This window comes from Pseudomonas rubra (assembly GCF_028656935.1).
Taxonomy (GTDB): Bacteria; Pseudomonadota; Gammaproteobacteria; order Pseudomonadales; family Pseudomonadaceae; genus Aquipseudomonas; species Aquipseudomonas rubra.
The window spans coordinates 65,553-89,331 of sequence record NZ_JAMDGZ010000025.1; the positions used below are offsets into that span (position 1 = coordinate 65,553).

At 61.2% G+C, this 23,779-nt stretch carries 19 protein-coding genes and 1 pseudogene; 13 read left to right on the top strand and 7 right to left on the bottom strand.

Annotated features, from left to right (window positions below; all coding sequences use genetic code 11):
• Nucleotides 1-42 precede the first annotated feature (42 nt).
• From zipA to M5G17_RS13200, 3 genes are all read right to left on the bottom strand, one after another.
• Nucleotides 43-915, bottom strand: a complete 873-nt coding sequence (zipA, locus tag M5G17_RS13190; RefSeq protein ID WP_273893351.1) for a cell division protein ZipA — start codon at nucleotides 913-915, stop codon at nucleotides 43-45.
• A gap of 203 nt (nucleotides 916-1,118) precedes the next feature.
• Nucleotides 1,119-4,607 (bottom strand): chromosome segregation protein SMC, encoded by a 3,489-nt coding sequence (gene smc, locus M5G17_RS13195; RefSeq protein ID WP_273893352.1) that lies wholly within the window; start codon nucleotides 4,605-4,607, stop codon nucleotides 1,119-1,121.
• A gap of 2 nt (nucleotides 4,608-4,609) precedes the next feature.
• Nucleotides 4,610-5,269, bottom strand: a complete 660-nt coding sequence (locus M5G17_RS13200; protein ID WP_273893353.1) for a GntR family transcriptional regulator — start codon at nucleotides 5,267-5,269, stop codon at nucleotides 4,610-4,612.
• Nucleotides 5,270-5,542: 273 nt separating this feature from the next.
• Between M5G17_RS13200 and xdhA the strand changes: the two genes are divergently transcribed.
• From xdhA to guaD, 4 genes are all read left to right on the top strand, one after another.
• Complete coding sequence (xdhA, locus tag M5G17_RS13205; protein ID WP_273893354.1) at nucleotides 5,543-6,997, top strand: xanthine dehydrogenase small subunit; 1,455 nt, start codon at nucleotides 5,543-5,545, stop codon at nucleotides 6,995-6,997.
• Nucleotides 6,990-9,386 (top strand): xanthine dehydrogenase molybdopterin binding subunit, encoded by a 2,397-nt coding sequence (gene xdhB / locus M5G17_RS13210; RefSeq protein ID WP_273893355.1) that lies wholly within the window; start codon nucleotides 6,990-6,992, stop codon nucleotides 9,384-9,386. Before xdhA ends, xdhB begins: the two co-directional genes overlap by 8 nt.
• A 95-nt stretch (nucleotides 9,387-9,481) precedes the next feature.
• Nucleotides 9,482-10,327, top strand: coding sequence for a xanthine dehydrogenase accessory protein XdhC (xdhC, locus tag M5G17_RS13215; RefSeq protein WP_273893356.1), 846 nt, complete (start codon nucleotides 9,482-9,484; stop codon nucleotides 10,325-10,327).
• Between the two features lie 10 nt (nucleotides 10,328-10,337).
• Entirely contained in the window at nucleotides 10,338-11,642 is a 1,305-nt protein-coding gene (guaD, locus tag M5G17_RS13220) for a guanine deaminase (RefSeq protein WP_273893357.1), read from the top strand.
• On the opposite strand, the gene aqpZ is transcribed toward guaD, so the two are convergent.
• Nucleotides 11,639-12,337, bottom strand: a complete 699-nt coding sequence (gene aqpZ / locus M5G17_RS13225) for an aquaporin Z (protein ID WP_273893358.1) — start codon at nucleotides 12,335-12,337, stop codon at nucleotides 11,639-11,641. The genes guaD and aqpZ overlap by 4 nt on opposite strands.
• 195 nt (nucleotides 12,338-12,532) lie before the next feature.
• Nucleotides 12,533-13,300 (bottom strand): GntR family transcriptional regulator, encoded by a 768-nt coding sequence (locus M5G17_RS13230; protein ID WP_273893359.1) that lies wholly within the window; start codon nucleotides 13,298-13,300, stop codon nucleotides 12,533-12,535.
• A gap of 359 nt (nucleotides 13,301-13,659) precedes the next feature.
• Here M5G17_RS13230 and M5G17_RS13235 point away from each other — a divergent pair, with 359 nt between their 5' ends.
• Nucleotides 13,660-15,009 (top strand): NCS2 family permease, encoded by a 1,350-nt coding sequence (locus M5G17_RS13235; protein ID WP_010226038.1) that lies wholly within the window; start codon nucleotides 13,660-13,662, stop codon nucleotides 15,007-15,009.
• Between the two features lie 167 nt (nucleotides 15,010-15,176).
• Here the strand turns inward: M5G17_RS13235 and uraH are convergent, their stop codons facing one another.
• The gene (gene uraH / locus M5G17_RS13240; protein WP_273893360.1) at nucleotides 15,177-15,530 is read right to left on the bottom strand and encodes a hydroxyisourate hydrolase; all 354 of its coding nucleotides are present in this window, start codon (nucleotides 15,528-15,530) and stop codon (nucleotides 15,177-15,179) included.
• 399 nt (nucleotides 15,531-15,929) lie between these two features.
• Between uraH and puuE the strand changes: the two genes are divergently transcribed.
• From puuE to M5G17_RS13275, 7 genes are all read left to right on the top strand, one after another.
• Nucleotides 15,930-16,859: an allantoinase PuuE gene (puuE, locus tag M5G17_RS13245; RefSeq protein WP_273893361.1), complete on the top strand. Its 930-nt coding sequence runs from the start codon at nucleotides 15,930-15,932 to the stop codon at nucleotides 16,857-16,859.
• Nucleotides 16,856-17,371 (top strand): 2-oxo-4-hydroxy-4-carboxy-5-ureidoimidazoline decarboxylase, encoded by a 516-nt coding sequence (uraD, locus tag M5G17_RS13250; protein ID WP_273893362.1) that lies wholly within the window; start codon nucleotides 16,856-16,858, stop codon nucleotides 17,369-17,371. The genes puuE and uraD overlap by 4 nt, the downstream gene beginning before the upstream one ends.
• Nucleotides 17,372-17,401: 30 nt before the next feature.
• Nucleotides 17,402-17,905, top strand: coding sequence for an ureidoglycolate lyase (locus tag M5G17_RS13255; protein WP_045200421.1), 504 nt, complete (start codon nucleotides 17,402-17,404; stop codon nucleotides 17,903-17,905).
• Between the two features lie 50 nt (nucleotides 17,906-17,955).
• Complete coding sequence (locus tag M5G17_RS13260) at nucleotides 17,956-19,281, top strand: urate hydroxylase PuuD (RefSeq protein WP_273893363.1); 1,326 nt, start codon at nucleotides 17,956-17,958, stop codon at nucleotides 19,279-19,281.
• A 96-nt stretch (nucleotides 19,282-19,377) separates the two neighbouring features.
• Nucleotides 19,378-20,733, top strand: coding sequence for a nucleobase:cation symporter-2 family protein (locus tag M5G17_RS13265; protein ID WP_273893364.1), 1,356 nt, complete (start codon nucleotides 19,378-19,380; stop codon nucleotides 20,731-20,733).
• Nucleotides 20,734-20,866: 133 nt separating this feature from the next.
• The gene (locus M5G17_RS13270; RefSeq protein ID WP_273893365.1) at nucleotides 20,867-21,655 is read left to right on the top strand and encodes an outer membrane protein OmpK; all 789 of its coding nucleotides are present in this window, start codon (nucleotides 20,867-20,869) and stop codon (nucleotides 21,653-21,655) included.
• A gap of 363 nt (nucleotides 21,656-22,018) precedes the next feature.
• Nucleotides 22,019-22,807 carry an outer membrane protein OmpK gene (locus M5G17_RS13275; protein WP_115088008.1) on the top strand — a complete coding sequence of 263 codons (789 nt, stop codon included), beginning with the start codon at nucleotides 22,019-22,021 and terminating at the stop codon, nucleotides 22,805-22,807.
• A gap of 105 nt (nucleotides 22,808-22,912) precedes the next feature.
• On the opposite strand, the gene M5G17_RS13280 is transcribed toward M5G17_RS13275, so the two are convergent.
• Nucleotides 22,913-23,230, bottom strand: coding sequence for a hypothetical protein (locus M5G17_RS13280; protein WP_273893366.1), 318 nt, complete (start codon nucleotides 23,228-23,230; stop codon nucleotides 22,913-22,915).
• Between the two features lie 185 nt (nucleotides 23,231-23,415).
• Here M5G17_RS13280 and M5G17_RS13285 point away from each other — a divergent pair.
• Nucleotides 23,416-23,760: pseudogene (locus tag M5G17_RS13285) on the top strand (LTA synthase family protein); the annotation flags it as partial.
• Nucleotides 23,761-23,779 lie beyond the last annotated feature (19 nt).

Consider the following 23,779-nt stretch of genomic DNA (forward strand, 5'->3'; position numbering starts at 1 on the left):
TGCTCTTGCGTGTTTCTTATCGCGGGGGCAAGCCCGCTCCTACTAGCGCTTCTGAGTCAGCGCGCGGCGCTCGAACTCGACGATGCGCTGGCGGTAGTGCTCGATGGTCTGCGCGGTCATCACGCTGCGCTGGTCATCCTTGAGCTCGCCATTGAGCTCATGCGCCAGTTTGCGCGCCGCGGCCACCATCACGTCAAAAGCCTGCTTGGGATGACGCGGGCCTGGCAAGCCAAGGAAAAAGCTCACCGCACGGGTGCTGAAGTGGTCGATGTCGTCGAGATCGAACACCCCCGGCTTGACCGCGTTGGCCATCGAGAACAGCACCTCGCCATTACCGGCCATGCTTTCGTGACGGTGGAAGATGTCCATCTCACCGAAACGCAGGCCGCTTTCAAGAATGTTCTGCAACAACGCCGGGCCCTTGAAGCCACCTTCGTCGCGGGAGATCACACTGATCACCAACACTTCTTCAACCGGTGGCAAGTCCCGGCCTTCGCTGGAACCAAAACCTGTAGTTTTCGGGCTTTCGTCCGGGAAGTCTTCGTCGGCATTGCCGAACAGGTCAGGCTCGCGAGGTTCAGCGGCCAGGTTCAGGTCGCCCTGCTGGGGCTCGCCACCGCGCTTGTTGCGCTTGCTCTTGCCGACCTTGGGCTCGCGCTGTTCACGTGGCGAGGCGCTCATCGATGGCAAATCGTCTTCATCCAGCCCCGGCTCCTTGTGGGTGTCGAGTACGCGTGGCGAGCCGATGACTTCGTTGCCACCGCTGTCCTCGTCCGGCAGGTTGGAAAAGCTGCGATCCAGACGGAATTTCAACTTGCCCTTGCCGCCACGCATGCGGCGCCAGCCGTCGAAAAGAATACCGGCAATGACAATAATGCCGATGACGATCAGCCACTCGCGCAGACCGATTTCCATGTAATCCCGTGCCTCTGTAAAAAATGCTGAAAAATAAAGGGTTTAAACCCCTTTAACACGTGGCGCCAACTCTATGTTCTGACAGGCGTTTTACCCACGCAAAAAATAAGTGACATTAAGCTAGCACGACCAAAGATAACTTTACACCGTCTGTCGCAACTGACAGGGCCATTTACCGCAGGTTCACGCCTTATTGCCTCGAATCAGGCGTCGACCATGGCCATCGCCTCCTCCACATCCACCGCCACCAGCCGCGAACAACCCGGTTCATGCATGGTCACACCCATCAGTTGATCGGCCATTTCCATGGCGATCTTGTTGTGGGTGATATAGATGAACTGCACTGTCTGGCTCATCTCTTTCACCAGCCGGGCGTAACGCCCGACGTTGGCATCGTCCAGCGGCGCATCGACTTCATCGAGCATGCAGAACGGTGCCGGGTTCAACTTGAAAATGGCAAACACCAGGGCCAGGGCCGTCAGCGCTTTCTCACCGCCCGAGAGCAGGTGGATGGTGCTGTTCTTCTTGCCCGGTGGCCGCGCCATGATCGTCACCCCTGTATCGAGTAGATCTTCGCCCGTCAGTTCCAGGTAAGCGCTGCCACCACCGAAAACTTTTGGGAAAAGCGCCTGTAATCCGGCATTTATCTGATCAAAGGTATCCTTGAAGCGGTTGCGGGTTTCCTTGTCGATCTTGCGGATGACGTTCTCGAGGGTATCCAGGGCTTCGACCAGGTCGGCATCCTGGGCATCCAGGTAGCGCTTGCGCTCGGACTGCTGCTGATACTCGTCGATGGCCGCCAGGTTGATCGCACCCAGGCGCTGGATGCGCGCATCGATACGCTCGAGCTCCTGCTCGGCCTCCTGCTCGCTGGCCAGTTCGCCCAGGGTTGCCAGCACGCCGTCAAGGTCGTAGCCGTCAGTGTGCAGTTGCTCTTGCAGGGTTTTGCGCCGCACGCTCAGCCCCTGCCAATCCAGGCGGTACTGCTCGAGCTGCCCGCGCAGCAGTTGCGACTGCTGTTCGGCCTGACTGCGGCGCTTCTCGGCCTCACGCAGCTCACGGTCGGCTTCGTCCATGTGCAGGCGCGCCTGACGCATTTCGTCGTCAACGCTCATGCGCTTTTCCAGCAACTCTTCGAGCTTGAGGCGCAGCTCTTCCAGCGGCGCCTCGCCCTCCTCCAGGTTCAGGCTCAGTTGTTCGCGCTTCTCGCTCAGGCGCTCTGACTGCAGCTCAAGGCGTTCCAGAGCCTGGCGGGTGGAGTCATGCTGGGCACGTAACGAGCCCAGGCGCACGGCCAACTGGTGCGCGTGATCCTTGTGCTGACGGGCTTCCTGGCGCACCCGGTCGAGGCGCTCGCGCAGGCTGTCGCGCTGGGCCAGCAGCAACTCGCGCTGCTCGGTGTCCTGCTCCATCAGGTCGAGGGCCTCCTGCAATTGCAGGCGCGACTCGCCGAGGTTCTCGTGCTCGATGCTGCGCTGCTCGAGCAACTCGGCAAGCTCTTCTTCCAGACGCAGGCGGCGCAGGCTTAATTGTTCGGCGCGCGCCTTGCCGGCCGAGAGCCGGGCATTGATCTCACTTTGCTGACGGGCCTGCTCCTGAGTGCTGCGGCGCAGTTGCTCGCGGCGCTCCTCGCACGTTTGCTGCTGTTCACGCAGATCCCGCAACGTGGCGTCCAGCAGTTCCAGCGCCGTTTCCTGCTCCTGCTGCTCCAGGCCCAGGCGCTCAAGCTCCTGGCCGCGGGCCAATACGCCGCCTTGGGCATCGCTGGCACGGCTGACGCGCAAAAAATGCCGGCCGATCCAGTACCCGTCACGGCTGACCAAGCTGTGCCCATCCGCCAGCTGGGCGCGCAGGGCCAAGGCCTGCTCCAGGTTTTCTACCGGCTTGACCTGACCGAGCCAGGGCGCCAGGTCGATGCGCCCTTCAACCTTGTCGAGCAGGCTGCCGGGGCTACCCAGGCCTTCGCCACGGCTGTCGAGCAGGCGCAGCTCGCCCTGATCGAAAGCGCTCAGGTCCAGGCCGTTGAAATCATCAACCAGCACCGCCTGTAGATCGGCGCCGAGCACGGTTTCCACCGCCAGCTCCCAACCCGGCTCAACGCGCAAGCCTTCGGCCAGACGCGGACGCTGATCCAGCCCTTGTTCAAGCAGCCATTGTGCGGTGCCAGTGCCGGGGTCGAGCGCTGCCTGCTGTAGGGCCTCCAACGAAGCCAGACGGCCGCCCAAACGTTGCAGCTCGCCCTGGGCTTGCTGCTGGGCCTGTAGCGCCTGCTGCAGTTGTTCGCGCAGGGCTTCAAGTTGCTCAACCACCTGCAGCTCTTCTATCTGTAGCTCCTCGAGTAGCAGCTCGCTGCTGGCCACTTGCTCGCTCAGTTCGAGGATCGCTGCATCTTCCGGATCAGCACTGAGCTGGTCGCGCTCTTCAGCAAGCTTGCGCTGGCGCTCGGCAAGACGCTCGAGGCTGGTTTCCAGTTGTTGGATACGCGCCTGCTGCACTTCGGCCTGGCGTCGCGGCTCGGCCGAGCGGGTGTTGAAACTGTCCCACTGCTCCTGCCAGCCGTGCATGGTGGTTTCAGCGTCTTCCAGGGTGGCGGCGGCTTCTTCGGCGGCGGCCAGGGTCAGCTCCTGCTCGGGCTCGAGCCGCTCAAGCTCTTCACCCAGGGTCGCGAGCAAGGTGCGATCGTGACCCAAGTGCGACTCGGTCTCCAAACGCGAGCGCTCGGCTTCCTTGAAGTCATCCTGCAACTGGCGCAGGCGCTGCTGGCCATGCTGGATACTTTGCTCGACGCGGGCGATATCGCCGCCCACCGAGTAAAAGCGCCCCTGCACCTGGTTGAAACGCTCGGACAGCTCATGATGGCCATCACGCAGGCGCTCGATGCTGGCATCGGCATTGCGCTGCTCGGCCACCAGGGCCTCGAAGGCCACTTCCTGGTCGCCGATCACCGCTTCACGCTGGCCCACCTGATCATCCAGGGCCTGCCAGCGCAGCGCCGCCAGTTGCGCCTTGAGCTGACGCTCCTCGGCCTTGTACTCCTTGTACTTCTCGGCGGCCTGGGCTTGCCGGTGCAGGCGTTCGAGCTGGCGCTCCAGCTCCTCGCGCAGGTCGGTCAGGCGTTCGAGGTTTTCATGGGTACGGCGAATACGGTTCTCGGTCTCGCGCCGGCGCTCCTTGTACTTGGAGATGCCTGCCGCTTCTTCGATGAAATTGCGCAGGTCTTCGGGCTTGGCTTCGATCAGCTTGGAGATCATCCCCTGCTCGATGATCGAGTAGCTGCGCGGGCCCAGGCCGGTGCCGAGGAAGATGTCGGTAATGTCCCGACGCCGGCATTTGGCGCCGTTGAGGTAGTAAGTATTCTGTGCGTCGCGGGTGACTTTGCGGCGAATGGAGATTTCCGCATAAGCCGCGTATTCACCCACCAAGGTGCTGTCGGAGTTGTCGAACACCAGTTCGATGCTGGCCTGGCTCACCGGCTTGCGGCTGGTCGAGCCGTTGAAGATGACGTCGGTCATCGACTCGCCACGCAGGTTTTTTGCCGAGCTTTCGCCCATCACCCAGCGCACCGCATCGATGATGTTGGACTTGCCGCAGCCATTGGGCCCGACCACGGCGGCCATGTTGCTGGGGAAGTTGACCGTGGTGGGGTCGACGAACGACTTGAACCCGGCCAGGCGAATGCACTTCAGGCGCATGCTCAGGCAGTCGCCAGCGCCGCCAGCACCAGCTCGCAGCTGCGCTGGCAATACTCGCCCAGCACCGTGCGAATACGCTGCTGGTCACGGGCCACCACGGCTTCGAGCAGGCTGGCAAACAGCACCAGGAAGTCGTTCATGTTGGCCTTGCGCTGGTCCAGCGCCAGGTAATAGGCACGGCTCATGGCCGGCTGCAGGTTCTCGACGGTCTCCTGCAGGTAGGGATTGTTGGCAAACGGATAGGCAGCGCGCATCACCGCAAAGCTGTCTTCGACGAAAGCGCGGATGTCCTGGCGCTCGAAAGCACCGGTCAGACGCTGCTGAATGGCGAGGAACGGCAGAAGGTCGCCGTCATTGCGCCAGTGCTGCGCCACGGCATTGCCAAGCAAGGTGTACAGCTCGCCCATCAGCGTGCACAGGCTGCGCACGTTGTGTTCGTCGAGCTCGGTCACGTGGGCGCCACGACGCGCGAGGATGGTCACCAGATGACGGCGCTCGAGGATCAAAAGCGCTTCACGCACCGAGCCGCGGCTGACATTCAACGCCTGGGTAACCTTCTGCTCCTGGATACGCTCGGCGGGCTTGAGCTCGCCGCGGATGATCCGCTCGGCCAGGTAGTGGGCAATTTGCTCGGAGAGGCTGTCCGGCGCCTTGAACGTCATGGTTTTCCTTCAAAATCATTGAACTGTGCACAAGCGCCGAATTGTAGCGCACTTGCCCCCTCGCCGCGCAGTGGCCACGTAGCAGAAGTTGGCACGATTGACGCAAAAGATTCGGATCACCCAGGGCCAACTATGCTCATAACAGAGCACCTGTGAAAGGGCGGAAGCGTTATGAGAAATTTCCTGACCCAAAGGTCAGAAAATTGTTGACCTGAAAATCAAGTCTGCATACAGTCCGCTCAACAACAATAAGTCGCTTGTGAGGCCTTCGTCGTGATCCAGTTTCTATTTAACCAGGAGCTGCGCAGTGAGCATGCCCTGGACCCCAACCTGACCGTGCTCGAGTACCTTCGTCAGCACTTGGGCAAATCCGGCACCAAGGAAGGCTGCGCCAGCGGCGATTGTGGCGCCTGCACCGTGGTGGTCGGCGAACTGGCCGAGAGCGAGGATGGCCGCGAGCATATCCGCTACCGCAGCCTCAACTCGTGCCTGACCTTCGTCTCCTCGCTGCACGGCAAACAGTTGATCAGCGTTGAAGGCCTCAAGCATCAGGGCAAGCTGCACAGCGTGCAGCAGGCCATGGCCGATTGCCACGGCTCGCAATGCGGCTTCTGTACCCCAGGCTTTGTCATGTCGCTGTTCGCCCTGCAAAAAAACAGCGCGGCACCCGGTCTGCACAAGGCCCAGGAAGCCCTGGCCGGCAACCTCTGCCGCTGCACCGGCTACCGGCCGATCCTGGCCGCCGCCGAGCAGTCCTGCTGCAAGGCCCAGCCTGATCAGTTCGACAACAGCGAAACCCAGACCATCGCCCGTCTCAAGGCCATCGCCCCGAGCGAAACCGGCGAGCTCAACAGCGGCGACAAGCGCTGCCTGGTTCCACTGACCGTGGCCGACCTGGCCGACCTCTACAGCTCGCACCCTGAAGCCCGCCTGCTGGCCGGTGGCACCGACCTGGCGCTGGAAGTCACCCAGTTCCACAAGACCCTGCCGGTGATGATCTATGTCGGCAACGTCGCCGAACTCAAACGTATTCAGACACAGGAGCAGTACCTTGAGATCGGCGCGGCCACGCCGCTGACCGATTGCTACGACGCCCTGAGCCAAGAATACCCGGATTTTGGCGAGCTGCTGCACCGCTTCGCCTCGCTGCAGATCCGCAACCAGGGCACCTTGGGCGGCAACATCGGCAACGCCTCGCCGATTGGTGACTCGCCGCCCCTGCTGATCGCCCTGGATGCGCAGATCGTGCTGCGCAAAGGTGAAAGCACCCGCACCCTGGCGCTTGAAGACTACTTCATCGACTACCGCATCACCGCACGCCAGGAAAGCGAGTTCATCGAGAAGATCATCGTGCCACGGGCCCGGGCCGACTGGGCGTTCCGCGCCTACAAGGTGTCCAAGCGCCTGGACGACGATATCTCGGCCGTGTGCGCAGCGTTCAACCTGCGCATTCACAACGGCGTGGTGGAAGCGGCGCGCATCGCCTTCGGCGGCATGGCCGCGATCCCCAAACGGGCCCGCGCCTGTGAAGCGGCGCTGGTCGGCAAGGCCTGGAACCAGGCCGGCATCGAGCGCGCCTGCCAGGCCCTGGCGCAGGACTTCACCCCGCTTTCGGACTTCCGCGCCAGCAAGGAGTACCGCCTGCTCAGCGCGCAGAACCTGCTGCGCAAGTACTTCATCGAACTGCAAACGCCGCACATCGAGACTCGGGTGACCGCTTATGTCTAACCATCACGTCGCCAAAAGCCAGGCCGAAATGGCCGAACTGTTCAGCCAGGACCTGAGCACCGGGGTCGGCCGCAGCCTCAAGCACGACAGCGCCGACAAACACGTGGCCGGCGAGGCGGTGTACATCGATGACCGCCTGGAGTTCCCCAATCAACTGCACGTCTATGCACGCCTGTCCGACCGCGCCCACGCCCGGGTGCTGAGCATCGACACCAGCCCCTGCTACGCCTTCGAGGGTGTGCGCATCGCCATCACTCACGAAGACGTCCCCGGCCTCAAGGACATCGGCCCACTGCTGCCCGGTGACCCGCTGTTGGCCATCGACACCGTCGAGTTCGTCGGCCAGCCTGTGCTTGCCGTCGCCGCCTGCGACCTGGACACCGCGCGCCGTGCGGCCATGGCCGCGATCATCGAGTACGAAGACCTGGAACCGGTGCTGGACGTGGTCGAGGCGCTGCGCAAGAAGCACTTCGTGCTCGACAGCCACACCCACCAGCGCGGCGACTCGGTCAGCGCCCTGGCCAGTGCTCCACACCGCCTGCAAGGCACCCTGCACATTGGCGGCCAGGAGCACTTCTACCTGGAAACCCAGATCTCTTCGGTGATGCCCACCGAAGATGGCGGGATGATTGTCTACTGCTCGACCCAGAACCCCACCGAAGTGCAGAAGCTGGTGGCCGAAGTGCTCGACGTGCCGATGAACAACATCGTCGTCGACATGCGCCGCATGGGCGGCGGTTTTGGTGGCAAGGAAACCCAGGCGGCCAGCCCCGCCTGCCTGTGCGCGGTCATCGCCCACCTCACCGGCCAGCCGACCAAGATGCGCCTGCCGCGGGTCGAAGACATGCTGATGACCGGCAAGCGTCACCCCTTCTATATCGAGTACGACGTCGGCTTCGACGACAATGGCCGCCTGCACGGCATCAACTTCGACCTGGCCGGCAACTGTGGTTGCTCGCCAGACCTCTCGGCCTCGATTGTCGACCGGGCGATGTTTCACGCCGACAACGCCTACTACCTGGGCGATGCCACCATCCATGGCCACCGCTGCAAGACCAACACCGCCTCCAACACCGCTTACCGTGGCTTTGGCGGCCCGCAGGGCATGGTCGCGATCGAGGAAGTGATGGACCATATCGCCCGTCATCTGGCCCTCGACCCGTTGGCGGTGCGCAAGGTCAACTACTACGGCAAGACCGAGCGCAACGTCACCCACTACTACCAGACCGTCGAGCACAACATGCTCGAAGAGATCACCGCCGAGCTCGAAGCCAGCAGTGACTACGCCGAGCGCCGCGAATCGATCCGCCGCTTCAACGCCAACAGCCCGGTGCTCAAGAAAGGCCTGGCGCTGACTCCGGTGAAGTTCGGTATCTCCTTCACCGCCAGCTTCCTCAACCAGGCCGGTGCCCTGGTGCACATCTACACCGACGGCAGCATCCACCTGAACCACGGCGGCACCGAAATGGGCCAGGGCCTGAACACCAAGGTGGCGCAGGTGGTGGCCGAGGTGTTCCAGGTCGATTTCCAGCGCATTCAGATCACTGCCACCAACACCGACAAAGTGCCCAACACCTCGCCGACCGCCGCCTCCAGCGGCGCCGACCTGAACGGCAAGGCGGCGCAGAATGCCGCCGAAATCCTCAAGCAGCGACTGACCGAATTTGCCGCACGGCAATACAAAGTCAGCGAAGAGGACGTCGAGTTTCGCAACGGCCATGTACGTGTGCGCGATGAAATCCTCAGTTTCGAAACGCTGGTGCAGCAGGCGTATTTTGCCCAGGTGTCGCTGTCGAGCACCGGTTTCTACAAGACCCCGAAGATCTACTACGACCGCAGCCAGGCCCGTGGCCGGCCGTTCTATTACTTCGCCTTTGGCGCAGCGTGCGCCGAGGTGATCGTCGATACCCTGACCGGTGAGTACAAGATGCTGCGCACCGACATCCTCCACGACGTCGGCGCCTCGTTGAACCCGGCCATCGACATCGGCCAGGTCGAGGGCGGCTTCATCCAGGGCATGGGTTGGCTGACCACCGAAGAGCTGGTGTGGAACGCCAAGGGCAAGCTGATGACCAATGGCCCGGCCAGCTACAAGATCCCGGCGGTGGCCGACATGCCAGTGGATTTGCGCGTCAGGCTGGTGGAAAACCGCAAGAACCCTGAAGACACGGTGTTCCACTCCAAGGCCGTGGGCGAGCCGCCGTTCATGCTTGGCATCGCCGCCTGGTGTGCGATCAAGGATGCCGTGGCGAGCCTGGGCGATTACCGCGTGCACCCGCTGATCGATGCGCCGGCGACACCGGAGCGGGTGCTCTGGGGCTGTGAGCAGATGCGCAAGGTGGCGGCGGCGCAGCAACCTACTACCGAAGTTGAGACAGTGACACCGTGAGTCCGCTATCGCTGGCAAGCCAGCTCCCACAGGATCTGGTGGGAGCTGGCTTGCCAGCGATGAGGCCAGAACAGGCACCACATAGGTAACTGAACATGCACACCTGGATCAACGCCCTGTCCGACCTGCAGTCGCGCGGTGAACCCTGCGTACTGGTGACCATCATCGAAGAACGCGGCTCGACCCCACGCAATGCCGGCTCGAAAATGGTCGTCAGTGCCGAGCAGCTGTTCGACACCATCGGCGGCGGCCACCTGGAATACAAAGCCATGCACATCGCCCGACAGATGCTCGCCGAGCACCGCGAAGCGCCGCACCTGGAGCGCTTCAGCCTCGGTGCCAGCCTCGGCCAGTGCTGCGGCGGCGCCACCGTGCTGCTGTTCGAGCCGATGGGCCAGGTACAGGCGCAGATCGCTGTGTTCGGCGCAGGCCATGTTGGCCGCGCTCTGGTACCCTTGCTCGCCGCCCTGCCCTGCAAGGTGCGCTGGATCGATTCGCGCGAGCAGGAGTTCCCTGAGAACATTCCCGCCGGGGTCAGCAAGATCGTCAGCGAAGTGCCGGTAGATGAAGTCGATGAGCTGCCCGCTGGCAGCTACTGCATCGTCATGACCCACAACCATCAACTGGACCTGGAACTGACCGCAGCAATCCTCAAGCGCAATGACTTCACCTGGTTCGGCCTGATCGGCTCGAAGACCAAACGCGTCAAGTTCGAGCACCGCCTGCGTGAACGCGGCTTTGCCGAGGAGCGCCTGCAACGCATGCGTTGCCCGATGGGCATCGCCGAGGTCAAGGGCAAGCTGCCGATCGAGATCGCTGTGTCGATTGCCGCAGAAATCATTGCCACCTACAACGCAAGCTTTGGCCAGCACAACAACGCTGCCAACGCCGGCCCAATTGCCCAATTGCTGCCGCCGTCACGGCGCAGCCAAGCCATATGACGAGAGCCCTATGAGCGCAACCCGCAAAGCCTACCGTGCCGCCATCCTGCACAGCATCGCCGACCCTGCCGAGGTGGGCATCGAAGCCTCCTACGAATATTTCGAAGACGGCCTGCTGCTGATCGACAATGGCAAGATCAGCGCCCTGGGCCATGCCCACGAGCTGCTGCCGACCCTGGCCGCTGACATTGAAGTCGAGCATCATCAGGACGCCCTGATCACCCCGGGCTTTATCGACACCCATATTCATTTCCCGCAGACCGGCATGATCGGCTCCTACGGCGAGCAGTTACTGGACTGGCTCAACACCTACACCTTCCCCTGCGAGAAGCAGTTTGCCGACAAGGACCACGCCGACAAAGTGGCGAAGATCTTCGTCGAGGAACTGCTGCGCAATGGCACCACCACCGCCCTGGTGTTCGGCAGCGTGCACCCCGAATCGGTCGACGCCTTCTTCGAAGAAGCCGAGCGCCTGGACCTGCGGATGATTGCCGGCAAGGTGATGATGGACCGCAACGCCCCCGACTACCTGACCGACACCGCCGAATCCGGCTATATCCAGAGCAAGGCGCTGATCGAGCGCTGGCATGGCAAGGGCCGCCTGCACTACGCGGTGACCCCGCGCTTCGCACCGACCAGCACGCCGGAGCAATTGACCCTGGCCGGCCAGTTGTTGAGCGAATACCCCGACCTGTACCTGCACACCCACCTGAGCGAAAACCTCAAGGAGATCGACTGGGTCAAGGACCTGTTCCCTGAGCGCAAGGGCTACCTGGACGTCTACGACCACTTCAAGCTGCTCGGCCAGCGCTCGGTGTTCGCCCACGGTGTGCACCTGTGCGACGAAGAGTGCGAGCGCCTGGCCGAAACCGGTTCGGCCGTGGCATTCTGCCCGACCTCCAACCTGTTCCTCGGCAGCGGCCTGTTCAACCTGCCGCAGGCCGAGAAGTTCAAGGTCAAGGTCGGCCTGGGCACCGATGTCGGCGCCGGCACCAGCTTCTCGCTGCTCAACACCCTCAATGAAGCCTACAAGGTCATGCAGTTGCAGGGTGCACGCCTGAGCCCGTTCAAGTCACTGTACCTGGCGACCCTGGGCGGTGCCCGGGCGTTGAGCCTGGAGGAGCGTGTCGGCAGCCTGCGCCCGGGCAACGATGCCGACTTCCTGGTGCTCGACTACAAGGCCACGGCACTGATGGACTACCGCATCCAGCAGTCGAACAGCATCGACGAGACGCTGTTCGTGCTGATGACCCTGGGCGATGACCGTACCGTCAAGCAGACCTTCGCCGCCGGCCGCTGCGTGCACCAGCGCTAAGGCTCGCGGAACAGCCCCTTGTACAAGGCGCCGCCGATCACCGCCCCGATCAGCGGCGCCACCCAGAACAGCCACAGCTGCTGCAGCGCCCAGCCACCGACGAAAAGCGCCGGCCCGGTGCTGCGCGCAGGGTTCACCGAGGTGTTGGTGACCGGAATCGAAATGAGATGGATCAGGGTCAGGGCCAGGCCGATCGCGATCGGTGCAAAGCCTGCCGGGGCGCGGCTGTCGGTGGCGCCCATGATGATCAGGATGAACATCGCGGTCATCACCACTTCACTGGCAAAGCCTGCCGCCAGCGAATAGCCTGCGGGGGAGTGCTCGGCATAACCGTTGGATGCCAGCCCGGACGCCACGTCGAAGCCTTCCTTGCCACTGGCGATAAAGTAGATCACCGCTGCGGCAATGATCGCCCCGACCACCTGGGCGATGATGTAGGGCAGCAACTCTTTGGCGGGGAAGCGTCCGCCCACCACCAAACCGACAGAAACGGCCGGATTGAGATGGCAACCAGAGATGTGGCCGATGGCGAATGCCATGGTCAGGACCGTCAGGCCGAAAGCCATGGATACCCCGACCAAGCCGATTCCCGCCGGCAACGAGGCCGCCAGTACCGCACTGCCGCAGCCACCCAACACCAGCCAGAACGTCCCGATCAGTTCAGCACCCATGCGTTTGCTCAGGGGCATCGACATATACCTGTCCTCAAGTAGTTGAAGTTCAACGCATAGCGCGCAAGCCCAACTGCTTGATGAAGGTTTGCGGTGGATCAGGTGAGAATCTAGCAGAGGCTGGATGAACTGCCAGTGGCCGAAAAGCATCGCGGGGCAAGCCCGCTCCTACAACAATGGTAGGAGCGGGATTGCCCCGCGATGTACTGTAACTGGACCTCAGCCCTTGAGCGGCGCAACCCCACCGCGCTTCTTGGTCTGCAGCAGGTGCGAGAACACAGCATGCAGATCATCCGAAGCACTGTCTTCGTCGAGGTTGAGTTTGCTGTCGATATGGTCCATGTGGTGCATCATCAGGCTGACCGCCTGGTTGACGTCACGGGCCTCGATGGCATCGATCAGTTGCATGTGTTCGTCGTAAGAGCAATGCGAGCGGTTGCCACTTTCGTACTGGGCAATGATCAGCGAGGTTTGCGACACCAGACTGCGCTGGAAGCTGATCAAGGGCGCATTGCCCGCAGCCTCGGCCAGTTTCAGGTGGAACTCGCCGGACAGCCGAATGCCGGCGCCGCGATCGCCACGGGAGAAGCTGTCGCGCTCTTCGCGAACCATCTGGCGCAGTTCGTTGAGTTGCTCGGCGGTGGCGTGCTCGACCGCAAGTTCGGTGATCGCGCGTTCGACCATGCGCCGCGAGAAGAACACCTGCCGCGCCTCTTCTACCGTCGGGCTGGCCACTACCGCACCGCGGTTGGGCCGCAGCAGCACCACGCTTTCGTGGGCCAGGCGCGACAGGGCGCGACGGATAATGGTGCGGCTGACACCAAAGATCTCGCCCAGGGCCTCCTCGCTCAACTTGGTACCCGGCGCCAGGCGCTGTTCGAGGATGGCCTCGAAAATGTGCGCGTAGACGATATCGTCCTGGGTTCCGCTACGACCGGCCTTGCCGGCACGCACTGGTTTCTTGAGAGGTTGCAGCTGTTCGTTCATGGGCGCTCGAGCACGGAAATCCACCAGTCGGACCCTGACTGTAATACCAGCCAGTGGGGCGATGGCAAGTCCTGGAAAGAAAATTAAACGTTTAAGGTATTGGCACATTGTACACAGCCGCAGGGATTTCTGCAGGGGGCGATGGCCTTTATAGCTGCACGGGCAAATTATCTGGGCACAACAAAGAAAACATTATTTGCATTCTTTGTATACAAACGCATAATCCACCCGTGCAACTTCCTGACCCAGAGGTCAATAAAAGGTCCGGTGGCCTGCCATCCCATCCGCCTCACAGAGCCCCCCAGTGCGTGCGCAGGACTGGTTCTGGAAAACAAGAAAAGACTTGAGGAGTACACGCTGTGGAAAGCCGCAAATCCGACGCCCCTACGCTGGATCTTGCCCCACCGCTCGAAACGAGCTGGCTGGAGCGGATTTTCAAACTCAAGCTACACGGCACTACCGTCAAAACCGAAATGATCGCCGGGTTGACCACCTTTATCACCATGGCCTACATCATCTTCGTCAACCCCAACATCATGGCCGATGCCGGTATCGATCACGGCGCGGCATTCGTTGCCACCTGTATCGCAGCGGCTCTTGGCTGCCTGCTGATGGGCCTGTACGCCAACTGGCCAGTTGGCCTGGCGCCGGGCATGGGGCTCAATGCCTTCTTTACCTACACCGTGGTCGGGACCATGGGCTACACTTGGGAAGCAGCGCTCGGCGCGGTGTTCGTCTCCGGCGTGTTGTTCATGCTGCTGACCTTGTCGCGGGTGCGCGAATGGCTGCTCAACAGCATTCCGGTGAGCCTGCGGCATGCCATGGGCGCCGGCGTCGGATTGTTTCTCGGACTGATCGGTCTTAAAACCGCAGGGATTGTCGTCGACAGCCCGGCAACCCTGATCAAGCTCGGCTCGCTGCACGAACCTGGACCACTGCTGGCGGCCATCTGCTTTCTGATGATCGCGGTGCTCAGCTACCACCGGGTGTTCGGTGCGATCCTGATCAGCATCATCAGCGTCACCCTGGCCGGCTGGGGCCTGGGCCTGGTCGAGTACGGCGGCCTGTTCTCGCTACCACCGAGCCTGGCGCCAACCTGGATGGCCATGGACGTTGCCGGGGTGTTCAACGTCAGCATGATTGCCGTGGTCTTCGCCTTCCTCTTCGTGCACATGTTCGACACTGCCGGCACCCTGATGGGCGTGGCCCAGCGGGCCAACCTGGTGAATGCCGACGGGCGCATCGAGAACCTGTCGCGGGCGCTAAAAGCAGACAGTGCCTCCAGCGTGTTTGGCGCCGTGGTCGGCGTACCGCCGGTGACCAGCTATGTGGAGAGTGCGGCGGGGGTTGCCGCCGGTGGCCGTACCGGGCTCACCGCCGTGGTGGTCGGCCTGTTCTTCATTGCCGCGATGTTCTTCGCACCGCTGGCCGGGATGATTCCTGCCTACGCCACGGCCGGCGCGCTGATCTACGTGGCAATGTTGATGATGGGCAGCATGGCCCATATCGACTGGGATGAAGCTACCGACAGCATCCCGGCAATCGTCACCGCGATCATGATGCCGCTGACCTTCTCGGTTGCCGACGGTATCGCCCTGGGCTTTATCACCTACGTGGTGCTCAAGGCCGGGACCGGGCGCTACAAGGAGATCTCGGCCAGCCTGTGGGTGCTGACGGCGATCTTTATTGCCAAGTTCGTGTTCTTGTAACACGGCATACTGGTACAACAGAGCCTCACCTTCGGGTGGGGCTTTTTGTTGTTTGTGAAGGCCTCATCGCGGGGCAAGCCCACTCCCACAGAAGGCAAAAAGCCCAGGCAAAAAAAAGCCCGCAGTGTGAGCGGGCAAGGACCTACGAAGATTCTTCTAGCGACCAACTAGCTTCCGCGATAGGTCGAGTAACTGTACGGCGAGATCAACAGCGGAACGTGGTAATGATCCTGCTCGGCACTGATGCCAAAACGCAGCACCACCACGTCCAGGAACGCAGGCTCGGGCAGTTGCACGCCACGGGCACGGTAGTAGTCGCCAGCGCTGAACTGCAACTGGTAGACGCCACTGCGGTAGTCATCGCCTTGCAACAGCGGCACGTCGCAACGGCCATCGCTGTTGGTCAGGGTGGTGTTCACCAGCTCCAGTTGCTGGCCTTCGACCCGGTACAGCTCAACCTTGATCGAGCTGCCGGGGCAGCCATGAGCGGCATCCAGTACATGCGTGGTCAAACGTCCCATTGCTTGCTCGCCTCTGCTCTATGTGTGGGCAAAAAATACCCGCAGGCCAGGCTCGGAACGCCCGACAACGTGCGGCTGTCGGACGATTAAGACATTTATCGATAAAATTGTACACAATAATTCGGTATTCTTTCCGGGCAACCCACTCCTCCGCCTATAAACAGGCCACCAGTCGCAAAACCCCGCCACTGGCCGACGGGAACGTCATTAGTTGACCGATAAGGCAGGTTTCTTGCAGGGCTTTCTGTCACAGCGAACGTGGGTAAAAAGGCAAAGAAAAGCGAAAAAACAGGCTTACAAATCGCAAACAAAGTTGTATACAATCAATCCATCGTCGTGGCCGATACCCTTCACGGGTGCCCACGCCCTCCGCATTCACGTACAAGAAGGAAGACTGCAGTGAGCGCTGATTACCCTCGCGACCTGATCGGTTACGGCAACACCCCACCCCATCCGCGCTGGCCGGGGAATGCCCGCATTGCTTTGTCTTTCGTGCTCAATTACGAAGAAGGTGGCGAACGCAACATCCTTCACGGCGATAAAGAGTCCGAAGCCTTTCTCTCGGAAATGGTCGCCGCCCAGCCACTGCAGGGCGCGCGCAACATGAGCATGGAATCGCTGTACGAATACGGCAGCCGTGCCGGTGTGTGGCGCCTGCTCAAGCTGTTCAAGGACACCGGCGTACCCTTGACCGTTTTCGCCGTGGCCATGGCCGCCCAGCGCCACCCCGATGTGATCCGCGCCATGGTTGAAGCCGGCCACGAGATCTGCAGCCACGGCTACCGCTGGATCGATTACCAGAACATGGATGAGGCCCAGGAGCGCGAGCACATGCTCGAAGCCATCCGCATCCTCACCGAACTCACCGGCGAGCGTCCGCTGGGCTGGTACACCGGCCGCACCGGGCCGAACACCCGCCGCCTGGTGATGGAAGAAGGTGGTTTCCTCTACGACAGCGACACCTACGACGACGACCTGCCCTACTGGGAACACAACAACCCGACCGACAAGCCGCACCTGGTGATCCCCTACACCCTGGACACCAATGACATGCGCTTTACCCAGGTGCAGGGTTTCAACTGCGGCGAGCAGTTCTTCCAGTACCTCAAGGACGCCTTCGATGTGCTCTACGAAGAAGGCAGCGATGCGCCGAAGATGCTTTCGATCGGCCTGCACTGCCGCTTGATCGGCCGCCCGGCGCGCCTGGCGGCGCTCAAGCGCTTCATCGAGTACGCCAAGAGCCATGACCAGGTCTGGTTCGCCAAGCGCGTGGACATCGCCCGCCACTGGCATGCCACCCACCCTTTCCAAGCCGAGAAAGCCCAATGACCGCATTCAAGACGTTGAAGCCTTCGACCCTGGATCGCACAGCATTCGTCGAAGCCTTCGCCGACATCTACGAACACTCGCCATGGGTTGCCGAGAAGGCCTACGACCTGGGCCAGTTGCAGGAGATCGAGCAGATCGAGGCCCTGCATCAGCGTATGAGCGACATACTGCTCAGCGCCGACCACGCCGCTCAACTGGCGCTGATCAACGCGCACCCGGACCTCGCCGGCAAGGCCGCGATACAGGGCGAACTGACCGAGTCGAGCACCCACGAACAGGCCGGCGCCGGCATCCACCAGTGCACCGCCGAAGAGTTCACGCGCTTCACCGAACTCAACGATGCCTACAAAGCGAAGTTCAAGTTCCCGTTCATCATGGCGGTCAAAGGCAGTAACCGGCACCAGATTCTGGCCGCCTTTGAAAAGCGCATCCACAACTCGGTCGAAGCCGAATTCAAGGAAGCACTGGCGCAGATCAACCTGATCGCCCTGTTCCGCCTGCTTCAGCTTTAAGACATCCCTACAGAACAAAGAGAAAACAGCATGCGCACTTTAGTGATTGAGCCCCTGAGCAAAGAAGCCTTCGCCCCTTTTGGTGACGTGATCGAAACCGACGGCAGCGACCACTTCATGATCAACAACGGCTCGACCATGCGCTTCCATCGTCTGGCCACGGTCGAAACCGCGCAACCCGACGACAAGGCGATCATCAGCATCTTCCGCGCCGACGCGCAGGACATGCCCCTGACCGTTCGCATGCTGGAGCGCCATCCGCAGGGCAGCCAGGCTTTCATTCCGCTGCTCGGCAACCCCTTTCTGATCGTGGTCGCGCCCGTTGGCGATGCACCTGTATCAGGCCTGGTCCGTGCCTTCATCAGTAATGGAAGGCAGGGCATCAATTACCATCGCGGCGTCTGGCACCACCCGGTGCTGACGATCGAAAAGCGGGATGACTTCCTGGTGGTTGATCGCAGTGGCACTGGCAACAACTGCGATGAGCATTTTTTCAATGAGGATGAGCAGTTGATCCTCGCCCCCCACCAATAAGAGAAGACCTGAGCACCCGGCGACAGGGTGCCAGGGTAGAGGTAAAGACTGTGGAAGCACATCTGCTGGAATGGCTGAACCTGAGCGTGCGCTGGGTTCACATGATTACTGGCGTGGCCTGGATTGGCGCGTCGTTCTACTTTGTCTGGCTGGAAAACAACCTCAACCGGGCCAACCCGCGCGACGGTCTGTCCGGCGATCTCTGGGCGATTCACGGTGGCGGGATCTACCACCTGGAGAAGTACAAGCTGGCTCCGCCAAAAATGCCGGAGAACCTGCACTGGTTCAAATGGGAAGCCTACTTCACCTGGATGTCGGGTATCGCCCTGCTGTGCCTGGTGTTCTACTGGAACCCGACCCTGTACCTGCTGGCCCCCGGTAGTACCTTGAGCGGTGGTGAAGGCATTGCCATCGGTGTCGGTTCGCTGATCGCCGGCTGGTTTATCTACGACTTCCTCTGTGACTCGCCACTGGGCAAGCGCCCCGGCCTGCTCGGCCTGGTCCTGTTCGTGCTGGTGATTGCCGCCTGCTACGGTTTCAGCCAGGTGTTCAGCGGCCGTGGTGCGTACCTGCACACCGGCGCGATCATCGGCACCATCATGGTCGGTAACGTGTTCCGCATCATCATGCCGGCGCAACGTCAGTTGGTCGCCGCCATTGAAGCCAACCAGACACCGGACCCCTTGCTGCCGGCCAAGGGCCTGCTGCGCTCGCGGCACAACAACTACTTCACCCTGCCGGTGCTGTTCATCATGATCAGCAACCACTTCCCGAGCACCTACGGCAGCCAGTACAACTGGTTGATCCTGGGCGGTATTGCGGTGGCTGCGGTGTTGGTGCGTCACTACTTCAACACCCGTCATGACAGCAACAAGTACGCCTGGACGCTGCCGGTCGGTGCCTTGTCGATGATCTGCCTGGCATACGTCACTGGCCCCGCGCCGATGCCGCGCGCCCCAGAACAGGCCGCCGCCAAGATCGAGTACCAGCCGCTGCCGGAAACCGCCCTGGGTGGCAAGACCGCTGCCCAGAAAGCCGCCGAACAGGCCGCAGCCCCGGCCCAGCCTGCCGCCCCCGCTGCAGCCCCGGCCGAGGCCACTGCCAAGCTCGACGATGCCGGTTTCGACAAGATCCATAGCGTCATCCAGGAGCGTTGCGCGGTGTGCCATTCGGCCAAACCGACCAGCCCGCTGTTCAGCGCCGCCCCGGCCGGAGTGATGCTCGATACCCCGCAGCAGATCCAGCAACAGGCTGCGCGCATCCAGGCGCAAGCCGTGGCCACGCAGATCATGCCCCTGGGCAACATCACTCAAATGACCCAGCAGGAACGTGAACTGATCGGCGCCTGGGTCGCCAAAGGAGCGCCAACCAACTGATCTACCCGGCGGCCCGCGAGGGCCGCCTCACAGCGTCTGGCCTGACGCTGCGCTGCACAATGCAAATGAACAATAAAAACAAAACCGAGGTGTTGCATGTCCGAGTCACGCAAGGCGTACATCCCTGTTGCGCCCCCACGACAGCCACTGCCCCTGTTCCAACTGTTCCTGGTGGGTCTGCAGCATGTATTGCTGATGTACGGAGGCGCGATTGCCGTGCCGCTGATCATCGGTCAAGCCGCCGGACTATCTCGTGAAGAAGTCGCCTTCCTGATCAATGCCGACCTGCTGGTCGCGGGTGTCGCCACCATCGTCCAGTCGTTCGGCATTGGCGCAGTCGGCATCCGCATGCCGGTGATGATGGGCGCAAGCTTTGCCGCCGTTGGCAGCATGGTGGCCATGGCCGGCATGCCTGGCGTCGGCCTGCAGGGGATTTTCGGCGCGACCATCGCCGCCGGTTTCTTCGGCATGATCATTGCGCCGTTCATGTCCAAAGTCGTGCGTTTCTTCCCGCCCCTGGTGACCGGTACGGTCATCACCTCGATTGGCTTGTCGCTGTTTCCGGTTGCGGTCAACTGGGCAGGCGGCGGCGCCGATGCCGCGCCCTTCGGCTCCCCCGTCTACCTGGCCGTCGCCGGCCTGGTGCTGGCCACCATCTTGTTGATCAACCGCTTCATGCGCGGTTTCTGGGTCAATGTGTCGGTACTCATCGGCATGGGCCTGGGCTACATCATTGCCGGCTCCATCGGCATGGTCGACCTCTCGGGACTGAGCGAAGCGCCTTGGGTACAGGTGGTGACCCCGCTGCATTTCGGCATGCCGACCTTCAGCCTGGCGCCGATCCTGTCGATGTGCCTGGTGGTGGTGATCATCTTCGTCGAGTCCACCGGCATGTTCCTCGCCCTGGGCAAGGTCACCGAACGTGAAGTGACCCCCGGCATGCTGCGTCGCGGCCTGCTGTGCGACGCCGGTGCCTCGTTCGTGGCCGGCTTTTTCAACACCTTCACCCACTCCTCGTTCGCCCAGAACATCGGCCTGGTGCAGATGACTGGCGTGCGTTGCCGCTATGTCACGGTGGTTGCCGGTGGTTTTCTGATCCTGCTCAGCCTGTTGCCAAAAGCGGCGTTCCTGATTGCCTCGATTCCACCGGCGGTACTGGGTGGCGCATCGATTGCCATGTTCGGCATGGTTGCCGCCACTGGCATCAAGATCCTTCAGGAAGCCGACATCGCCGACCGCCGCAACCAGTTGCTGGTGGCCGTCAGCGTCGGCATGGGCCTGATCCCGGTAGTGCGTCCGGAATTCTTCGCACAGATGCCCCAGTGGATGGAACCGATTACCCACAGCGGCATTGCCATGGCCACCGTCAGCGCGTTGATCCTCAACCTGCTGTTCAACATCCTCGGTGGTGCCGAACGCGCCACCCACAACGATACCGCCCACCAGCACTGAGCCTTTGGGCGGCGCATGCCGCCCGGCGTCACCTGAGCACTACGCAAGGCCGTCGACCCGTGGGAGCGGGTCGGCCGGGGCGCTTCGCGCCAAAAAACCGAAAACCAACAATAACAAAGCCGGGAATCACAACATGAAAGGCATCACCACTTCCCTTCTGCTTGGTAGCAGTCTGCTGGCGAGCTTGCCAGCCGCCGCAGGGGACTTGCTGCTCTGGCACACCAACAGCCTCACCTACCTCTACGGCAAGGACTTTCAGGTCAACCCGGCGATCCAGCAGACGGTGACTTTCGAGCATGCCAACAAGTGGAAGTACGGTGACACCTTCCTGTTCATCGACAAAATCTTCTACAACGGCGGCACCGACCGCAACAAGGGCAGCAACACCTACTACGGTGAGTTCAGCCCGCGCCTGTCACTGGGCAAGATCTTCGATCGCAAGTTCGAGTTCGGCCCGATCAAGGACGTACTGATCGCCATGACCTACGAGTCCGGCGAAGGCGACAACGAGGCCTACCTGATCGGCCCTGGCTTTGACCTGGCGATCCCTGGTTTCAACTACTTCACCCTGAACATCATGCAGCGCAATACCGAAGGCAGCCGCCCCGGTGATCGCGTCTGGCAGATTACCCCGACCTTCTCCTACACCATCCCCGTGGGCAAATCCGACGTCCTGATCGACGGCTACATGGACTGGGTGGTAGACAACGATGCCACCAGTCGCCGCGGCACTTACCACGCCAACCTGCAGTTCAACCCACAGGTCAAGTACGACCTGGGCAAGGCGTTGAACCTGGGTGCCAAGCAGTTGTACGTGGGTATCGAGTACAGCTACTGGAAAGACAAATACGGCATCGAGAACAGTGGGAAACTCGACACCAACCAAAGCGTCACCAGCGCCCTGGTCAAGGTTCACTTCTAAAAGCTGACCAAACGCACAGTTTTTGCCTCACCCGCTCCAGGACGGAGCACTTGAGGACCGGCGCGCAAGCCAGTAATCTGCGCGCCCCCTCGATCAGGGCAGGACGGATCCTGCCTGCGTTTGCTGACCGCTCAGTCAATGAATTCGGGCGGTTGGCAAGCGTCACGCCAACCTGAAATACCCTTTTTCAGCTGTTCAGAAAGACGTCGAGCAGGAATGCCTGTGCCTGACCTGGAAGGTTGGCGCAGCTCTTGCCAAACAGCTGTGGCCAATCGAAAAAAGCTGACCCGGAAGACAAGTATTAAACCCAACGGCGCCACACCAGAGCACCGATACAGAATCAATCAAGGGAGCAACGACGCGATGCGTATTACCAACAGCCTGATCCTCGCCAGCGGCCTGCTGGCGGCCAGCACCGCCGCCAGCGCCGGTGATCTGCTGCAATGGCAGAACAACAGCCTGACCTACCTGTGGGGCAAGAACTTTGCCGTCAACCCATCGATCCAGCAGACGGTGACCTTCGAGCACGCCGATGCCTGGAAGTACGGCGACAACTTCATCTTCGTCGACAAGATCTTCTACAACGGCGACAAGGACTTCAACAACGGCCCCAACACCTACTACGGCGAGATCAGCCCGCGCCTGTCGTTTGGCAAGATCTTCGACCAGAAGCTGGCCTTCGGCCCGGTCAAGGACGTGCTGCTGGCCATGACCTACGAGTTCGGCGAAGGTGACACCGAGTCCTACCTGATCGGCCCGGGCTTCGACCTGGACATCCCCGGCTTTGACTACTTCCAGCTGAACTTCTACCAGCGCAACACCGAAGGCAGCCGCGCCGGTGACAACGTCTGGCAGATCACGCCGGTTTGGTCCTACACCATCCCTGTGGGCAAGTCCGACATCCTCATCGACGGCTTCATGGACTGGGTGGTGGACAACGACGCCACCAGCCGTCGTGGCACCTACCACGCCAACCTGCACTTCAACCCGCAGGTCAAATATGACCTGGGCAAAGCGTTGAACTGGGGCGAGAAGCAGCTGTATGTCGGTTTCGAATACGACTACTGGAAGAACAAGTACGGGATCAAAGACAGCGATGCCTTCGACACCGATCAGAACACTGCAAGCTTCCTGGTAAAAGCACACTTCTGATCATCAATAACTTGAGATGGCGCCCTACAGGGAGCGCCATCTCTTTCAACAAATTAAAATTCGGAAATCTCTTACTTCTAAATGTACATTTTCCTACACAACAAACTAACCGACAGTTCCACGCCGCTGATTAAGACGCCTATACAAACCACCGACAGTCAGCACGGGGGCGAAAACACCAAAAACCAGCAAACTAAATAACACGACCCTGTGATCTATCAGGCGCAGCACATCCGCCAACAGGATACCTACACATACCAGTGCGCCCACACCAGCAACACACAGCCCGCTGGCCGGTACTGCGGTGGATCGACGCCTGCGCGCGGTAAGCAGCACCATGACACACAGGCTGGTCCAGGCCAGTGCGGTGATCATGTACAACCCCAGGTGAAAGACATCGTAGGTCAATGTTCTGAAGGCCATTCACAAGCTCCTTACACAAATAACAAGGGCGATTATCATTAGCACCTCGCGCGCATCCTGGCGCAGTAGAGAACAACCACTATAAACCAGAGAGCAACTTCCTCACTGCATTTATTTGACGAATTTTTCTCATTTCAAGCGCTAGTTTGCCTGCCCACTTCTTCTGCAATAACAAGGCAAACGCCATGCACGCCATTCGCTCAGCGCCACTGCGCTATCTACTGCTACTGACATCGCTGTGGCTGATTACTTTCTTACTGACAAGAAGCACTTTGTATTTCACTCATTTGAGTGAGGCCGGGGCTAATTTTTTCTTGATCTTTACCACCGGAATGGCCTACGACCTGAGTTTCCTGCTCTATGCCGCCCTGCCCCTTGCCCTCTATCTGCTGCTATGCCCGGCGCGACTGTGGCGGCTGCGGGCGCATCGCGGCATGCTTGGGGCGGTACTGTTCGCCAGTCTGTTCGTGATGCTGTTCGTGGCGGTCGCCGAATGGCTGTTCTGGGATGAGTTTGGCGTGCGTTTCAACGTAAGGGCTCCATGAACCC

Excerpts from the sequence above, each read along its gene's own strand:
- zipA (WP_273893351.1), bottom strand. The coding sequence starts at position 915 with ATGGAAATCGGTCTGCGCGAGTGGCTGATCGTCATCGGCATTATTGTC.
- smc (WP_273893352.1), bottom strand. The coding sequence starts at position 4,607 with ATGCGCCTGAAGTGCATTCGCCTGGCCGGGTTCAAGTCGTTCGTCGAC.
- M5G17_RS13200 (WP_273893353.1), bottom strand. The coding sequence starts at position 5,269 with ATGACGTTCAAGGCGCCGGACAGCCTCTCCGAGCAAATTGCCCACTAC.
- xdhB (WP_273893355.1), top strand. The coding sequence starts at position 6,990 with ATGTCTAACCATCACGTCGCCAAAAGCCAGGCCGAAATGGCCGAACTG.
- xdhC (WP_273893356.1), top strand. The coding sequence starts at position 9,482 with ATGCACACCTGGATCAACGCCCTGTCCGACCTGCAGTCGCGCGGTGAA.
- guaD (WP_273893357.1), top strand. The coding sequence starts at position 10,338 with ATGAGCGCAACCCGCAAAGCCTACCGTGCCGCCATCCTGCACAGCATC.
- aqpZ (WP_273893358.1), bottom strand. The coding sequence starts at position 12,337 with ATGTCGATGCCCCTGAGCAAACGCATGGGTGCTGAACTGATCGGGACG.
- M5G17_RS13230 (WP_273893359.1), bottom strand. The coding sequence starts at position 13,300 with ATGAACGAACAGCTGCAACCTCTCAAGAAACCAGTGCGTGCCGGCAAG.
- uraH (WP_273893360.1), bottom strand. The coding sequence starts at position 15,530 with ATGGGACGTTTGACCACGCATGTACTGGATGCCGCTCATGGCTGCCCC.
- uraD (WP_273893362.1), top strand. The coding sequence starts at position 16,856 with ATGACCGCATTCAAGACGTTGAAGCCTTCGACCCTGGATCGCACAGCA.
- M5G17_RS13255 (WP_045200421.1), top strand. The coding sequence starts at position 17,402 with ATGCGCACTTTAGTGATTGAGCCCCTGAGCAAAGAAGCCTTCGCCCCT.
- M5G17_RS13265 (WP_273893364.1), top strand. The coding sequence starts at position 19,378 with ATGTCCGAGTCACGCAAGGCGTACATCCCTGTTGCGCCCCCACGACAG.
- M5G17_RS13270 (WP_273893365.1), top strand. The coding sequence starts at position 20,867 with ATGAAAGGCATCACCACTTCCCTTCTGCTTGGTAGCAGTCTGCTGGCG.
- M5G17_RS13275 (WP_115088008.1), top strand. The coding sequence starts at position 22,019 with ATGCGTATTACCAACAGCCTGATCCTCGCCAGCGGCCTGCTGGCGGCC.
- M5G17_RS13280 (WP_273893366.1), bottom strand. The coding sequence starts at position 23,230 with ATGGCCTTCAGAACATTGACCTACGATGTCTTTCACCTGGGGTTGTAC.